The following is a 5,326-nucleotide window of genomic DNA, read 5'->3' as shown; positions in this document are numbered from 1 at the left end:
TTATTGAAGTATGGGGTGCAGGTCGTGTCGGTGTACATTTAGCGCCACGTGCTGATTCTCATGATATGGGTGATGATAATCCATTAGCAACTTTTGGTTATGTCGTTGAGCAATTAGATCAGCGTAATGTTGCGTTTATCTTTACTCGCGAGTATGAAGCTGAAGATAGTTTACAACCAAAGTTGCGTCCTAAATTCAAAGGTGCTTGGATTGCCAACGAAAAATTAACGCCAGATTCAGCCAAGCGTATTTTAGCAACTGAACAAGCGGATGCAGTTGCATTTGGTTTAGCATATATCGCAAATCCTGATTTATTCGAGCGTTTGGAAAATGATCTACCGCTTAATCAGGTTCAATTCGATACCTTGTATGGTCTGAGTGCCGAAGGTTATACGGATTATCCTGTTTTTGAACAACTCGAAACTTAAGTTGTTTTTAGAATTACTCATGTCATTTACCAAAATGGCATGAGTTTTTTTTTGAAATTCCGCATAATGTGCTGAAATCAAATCGAAATATATGGTCTAGGATGGCGCAGGAAATCGCAGCACAACAAACACCATTTTGGTATAACATTTTATTGGCTTGTCTCAAGCCTTTATACCGCTGGAAAATAAAACAACGTGCTGAAAGCGAAGAGCTCTTTCAACAAGAATGCCTTGAGCGTTTTGGACCATTTCAAACGCCAAAAAACCTGCATACGATCTGGTTCCATGTGGTTTCTGTCGGTGAAACCAATGCTGCACAACCTCTTATCGAGCATTATTTAAAATTAGGTCATCCTGTCTTAGTGACCAATACCACAAAAACGGGGCAAGCCCGTGCCAAATCACTTTTTCTTAAAGCACCCTACTTAGCGTTATTTCAAGCTGTATATTTGCCTGTTGATCAAAAACCGTTACTCAAGCAATTTTTTGATTTGTATCAGCCGAAGCTACTCGCTTTAGTTGAAACTGAGATTTGGCCAAATTTAATTGCCCAAGCGAAACAGCAACAGATTCCATGTATTTTGCTTAATGCACGTCTTTCAGAAAAATCCGCCAAGGGCTATGCCAAGGTGAGTCGACTTACCCAAGTCATGTTGCAACAATTAACGTGGATGTTGGCGCAAGATCAAGCGACACAGCAACGCTATGTGGATTTAGGCTTAGAGAAAGCCAAAAGTCAGGTTGTTGGAAATATTAAATTTGATATTAGTGCTCCGACCTCCTTTATTGAGCAAGCTGAACAGTTAAAACAGGAATGGCAGTTAGAGAAACGCCAAATTATTACTTTAGCCAGCACACATGCACCTGAAGAAGAACAGTTACTTAAGCAATTACAGCCACATTTAAATTCAAACTCTCATTTGTTATGTATCGTTGTACCACGTCATCCAGAGCGTTTTGATGAGGTACATAAGATCTGCCAAAACCTGAATTTAAATACGCAGCGGCGTAGTCTCAAACAAGAGATTACAGTGGATACGCAGGTATATCTTGCAGATAGTATGGGTGAGATGTGGTTATGGTATGCATTAAGTCAGGCATGTTTTGTCGGTGGTTCACTCAATGAACCAGGCGGTGGGCACAATATCTTAGAACCAATGGTTTTAGATGTACCCACTGTGATTGGTCCTCGCTATTTTAATTTTCAAACAATTGTCGATGAGTTTGTGACGGAAGAAGGGATCCTTGTTGCTGAAAATGCTGAGCTAGTTATACAAAATCTGATGAGTTGCCTAAATCATCCAGAGCAAAGCCAGCGATTGATTCATCAAGCTGAATTGGTGTTGCAACGCAATAAAGGCTCATTGCAAAAACATATTCAATTAATTGACCATTATTTAGCGCAACGAACTGCTTCATGAATATCGTTTTACTGGACGCTAACCAAGATTGCTCAAGTGATATTTGGTCAATCGAGGATCAACGTCAAATCAAGCACTTGAATCAACATCTTCAATTAAAGGCTGGAGATACTTTAAAGGTAGGCGTTCGTGATGGTCAACGTTATCTCACTGAGGTGCAGAGTATTACAGCACAGCAGATTATGCTAAGACCCATTCAAGCAGAAAATGTGCCGAACAAAGTTCCTGTGCATTTGATCTTGGCCTTACCTCGCCCCAAAGTGTTGCGACGTATGATTATGGATGCGGTGACGCTAGGTGTGGAACGCATAAGTTTAATTCATAGCTATCGGGTTGATAAAAGTTATTGGCAAAGTCCTTTTTTGCAACAACTCGATGATTATGTGACACTCGGCTTAGAGCAAGCTGGCGATACGATTGTCCCTGAAATTCAACTCTACAAACGGTTCAAACCTTTTGTTGAAGATGTCTTACCGACCTTGATCACAGAGCAAAGACCTGCTTATGTCGCACATCCTTATGCAGAACAATCGATGCCCCATGCGATAGCTCATGGCTGTAATTTAATTGTAGGGCCAGAAGGTGGGTTTATACCGTACGAAATTGACTTACTCAAAAAAAATGGTTGCCAAGCAATGAGTCTAGGCAACCGAATTTTGCGAACTGAAACAGCGGTGTCGAATATCTTAGGTCGTTTGTTTGTCTAAATTCTCGGTGTTATCTGATTGATCACCGCGATAGACTTTGACTTCTTGCACAGGGTAAGGAATCGAAATCCCTTTCTCATCAAAAGCCGTAACAACCAATTCTTGAATTTCACTGATCGATGCAGAGGTCGATGTCTCGGTGGTGTTGACCCACCAACGCACGGTTAAATTAATTGAGAAATCCGCCAAAGCAGTGACATTTACAGAAAAAGCAGGCTGACTGAGTACAGTCATATTATTATTCAGGATATCCAGAATAATTTTCTTAGCCTTTTGTATGTCATCTTCATACCCAATTCCTACAACAAACTCGCAGCGGCGACGTTGATACGCACTGTTCACAATAACAGCGCTGGTATATACCGTCGCGTTTGGAATCACGATGCGACGACCATCGGGAGAGCGTAAAAATGTTGCACGAATTTGGATATCTTCAACATTTCCTTCCAAACCATTGACTACGATATCGTCACCGATACGGAAAGGTTCACTGAGCAAGATTAAGATTCCTGACAGTAAGTTTTGGAAAATATCTTTAAAGGCAAAACCAATTGCTACCGAACCAATTCCAAGAGCACCAATCAATTGACTCGGTGTAAAACCTGGAATTGCGATCACAAGTGCGATTAGGAAACCAAAGAAAATAATAAAGGTACTTCCGACACGGTTTAATACCAACACCAAATTTTGACGCGTGTAAGTTCGATTTTCCAAGGTTTTACGAATAAACAATTTAAATAGTTTGGTCAGTAACCAGAAAATGATAAAAACGACCAAGGCAATACAAATATAAGGAACACGTTCCCAGAAACTGTCCATGATCTTATCGATGGTCGTATATGCATCTTGATATTTTTCAGTGTGTGCCAATACAGTTTGCGTTGTTTTGGCACCTGCTTGGTGAATCAATTCGCCAGTATCTTTTGCGACATCAGTCAATGTCGGTTGTTCATTTGCCACAAGAAAATCTCTATTTCGCAAAGTTGGGTGTGATGAGGAACGCAATCATAATAAATTTATCGTCAGCACGCATGAAAAATTCGTTAACAGTAGCGATTGATGTCGATTTAGAAATATTCGGTTGTGTTTTGAATCATCTGTGTCGGTGCATCCCAAAAATCAGGACTTGCGAAATAATAAGCAAAAATAAACATGCCGAAAATCATAAATAGACTGAGGAGAATCATGATCCAAGCGAGTAGTTTTTCCCAAGTTTTTGATGGGCGAACATCCCCATAATCGTTGCGGTGAGGTGTTCCTGCTGCAAGTAATACATAGAGAGTGAAAACTAATTGGATAAATGGCACCAGTAATAACAAGCTTAACCAACCTGTTTTATTCAAATCATGTAAACGTCGAATAAGAAAAACGATTTGAAAATAAAAAGCGAGAAACCATGAGATCACTAGTGCGAGTACCGCAATGCCTGAAAATGCAGGCATGATAGGATCATTTACATTGACACTGTTGATGCTCAATTGACCTGCAAAGACAATAATACACATGAAGGTAGCGAGATAAACGATGGTCAGTAACCCATACCAACCCAAATAACTCAGACGATTAAAACGTCCTTTAGGTGACAGTGGATTATCTTTTACTAAAGCATTACGACTAGTGGATGAAGAGTCAAACATTACAGATACCTATTTTTTTGATTATTTAATCTTTAAATCTATGCATAATGATCAAAATATTCACTTATTTTAAAAAGAAAAAGCATAGACAAGCTGTTAAATTTTAAATTATTTTGAGTAAATTTTTGAAATAAAATTGGTTGTAAAACAATAACAGTCCTACGACCAAAGCCGAATTGTTTGCTCTTGTTAATGGTGACCATACTGCAAGAGAAAACAAAACATACCAATGCTAGATGAGTATATCTAAGGTATGAAATAAAAAACCAAGGAAGTGAGCTATGAAAGAAATCTACCCAGTGCCAGAGAAATTTAAAGAAACGGCAAGAATCTCGGAAACAGACTATTTCAAACGTTATCAGTACTCTATCGAGCAGCCAGATGCATTCTGGGCTGAAGAAGCGAAAAAGGTCGATTGGATCAAGCCTTTTACCCAAGTGAAAAATACTAGTTTTCAACAGGACAATTTCAAGATCGAATGGTTTGCAGATGGGGAGTTGAACGTCTCCGCAAACTGTTTGGATCGCCATCTAAAAACCAACCCTTTAAAGCCTGCCATTATTTGGGAAGGTGATCATCCATCACGTCATAAAATTATTTCTTTTGCTGAGTTACATGACGAAGTATGCCGCTTCGCAAATGTATTGAAAAAGCAGGGCATCGTGAAGGGTGATCGTGTCGTTTTATATATGCCAATGGTGCCTGAAGCAGCAATTGCGATGTTGGCTTGTGCACGTATTGGGGCAGTCCATTGTGTAGTGTTTGGTGGTTTCTCACCCGACTCATTGGCGAGTCGTATTGAAGATAGCCAAGCAAAATTAGTGATTACTGCAGATGCTGGCATGCGCGGTGGCAAGCTGATTCCATTGAAAGAGAATGTAGATGCAGCTTTGCAAATCAAAGGGACAGAAAGTGTTGAACATGTAATCGTGGTTCATCGTACTGGAAACCCAATTCAATTCAATGATGATCGTGACGTTTGGTACCACCTTGCCATCATGGAAGTGGATGAGCATTGCCCACCTGAACCGATGAAAGCGGAAGATCCTCTATTCATTCTCTATACCTCGGGTTCTACAGGCAAACCAAAAGGGGTATTACATACCACGGGTGGTTATTTAGTTTATGTGAAC

The 5,326-nt window shown here is 40.0% G+C and carries 5 protein-coding genes and 1 pseudogene; 4 read left to right on the top strand and 2 right to left on the bottom strand.

Annotated features, from left to right (window positions below; translation table 11 throughout):
• The 3 genes and pseudogenes from A2003_RS11835 to A2003_RS11825 all read left to right on the top strand — a co-directional run.
• Positions 1–428 (top strand): annotated as a pseudogene (locus A2003_RS11835) (alkene reductase); the annotation flags it as partial.
• Positions 429–529: 101 nt separating this feature from the next.
• A complete protein-coding gene (locus tag A2003_RS11830) occupies positions 530–1,849 on the top strand; it encodes a 3-deoxy-D-manno-octulosonic acid transferase (RefSeq protein ID WP_286687422.1) in 1,320 nt (439 codons plus the stop codon).
• Complete coding sequence (locus tag A2003_RS11825; RefSeq protein WP_136700409.1) at positions 1,846–2,556, top strand: 16S rRNA (uracil(1498)-N(3))-methyltransferase; 711 nt, start codon at positions 1,846–1,848, stop codon at positions 2,554–2,556. Before A2003_RS11830 ends, A2003_RS11825 begins: the two co-directional genes overlap by 4 nt.
• Here the strand turns inward: A2003_RS11825 and A2003_RS11820 are convergent.
• Both A2003_RS11820 and A2003_RS11815 read right to left on the bottom strand, forming a co-directional pair.
• On the bottom strand, positions 2,536–3,516 hold the full coding sequence (locus A2003_RS11820; RefSeq protein ID WP_005403392.1) for a mechanosensitive ion channel family protein: 981 nt from the start codon (positions 3,514–3,516) through the stop codon (positions 2,536–2,538). The genes A2003_RS11825 and A2003_RS11820 overlap by 21 nt on opposite strands.
• A gap of 107 nt (positions 3,517–3,623) precedes the next feature.
• Entirely contained in the window at positions 3,624–4,193 is a 570-nt protein-coding gene (locus tag A2003_RS11815) for a DUF805 domain-containing protein (RefSeq protein WP_087539950.1), read from the bottom strand.
• A 281-nt stretch (positions 4,194–4,474) separates the two neighbouring features.
• On the opposite strand from A2003_RS11815, the gene A2003_RS11810 reads away from it, so the two are divergent.
• A partial coding sequence (locus A2003_RS11810) for an AMP-binding protein (protein WP_286687421.1) occupies positions 4,475–5,326 on the top strand: 852 nt, incomplete at its 3' end.

Origin of the sequence: Acinetobacter sp. GWC1_38_13 (genome assembly GCF_001767535.1) — a bacterium.
In the GTDB taxonomy this organism is placed as follows: Bacteria; Pseudomonadota; Gammaproteobacteria; order Pseudomonadales; family Moraxellaceae; genus Acinetobacter; species Acinetobacter junii.
This window is presented reverse-complemented; position numbering and strand designations above follow the sequence as displayed.

Excerpts from the sequence above, each read along its gene's own strand:
- A2003_RS11830 (WP_286687422.1), top strand. The coding sequence starts at position 530 with ATGGCGCAGGAAATCGCAGCACAACAAACACCATTTTGGTATAACATT.
- A2003_RS11815 (WP_087539950.1), bottom strand. The coding sequence starts at position 4,193 with ATGTTTGACTCTTCATCCACTAGTCGTAATGCTTTAGTAAAAGATAAT.
- A2003_RS11825 (WP_136700409.1), top strand. The coding sequence starts at position 1,846 with ATGAATATCGTTTTACTGGACGCTAACCAAGATTGCTCAAGTGATATT.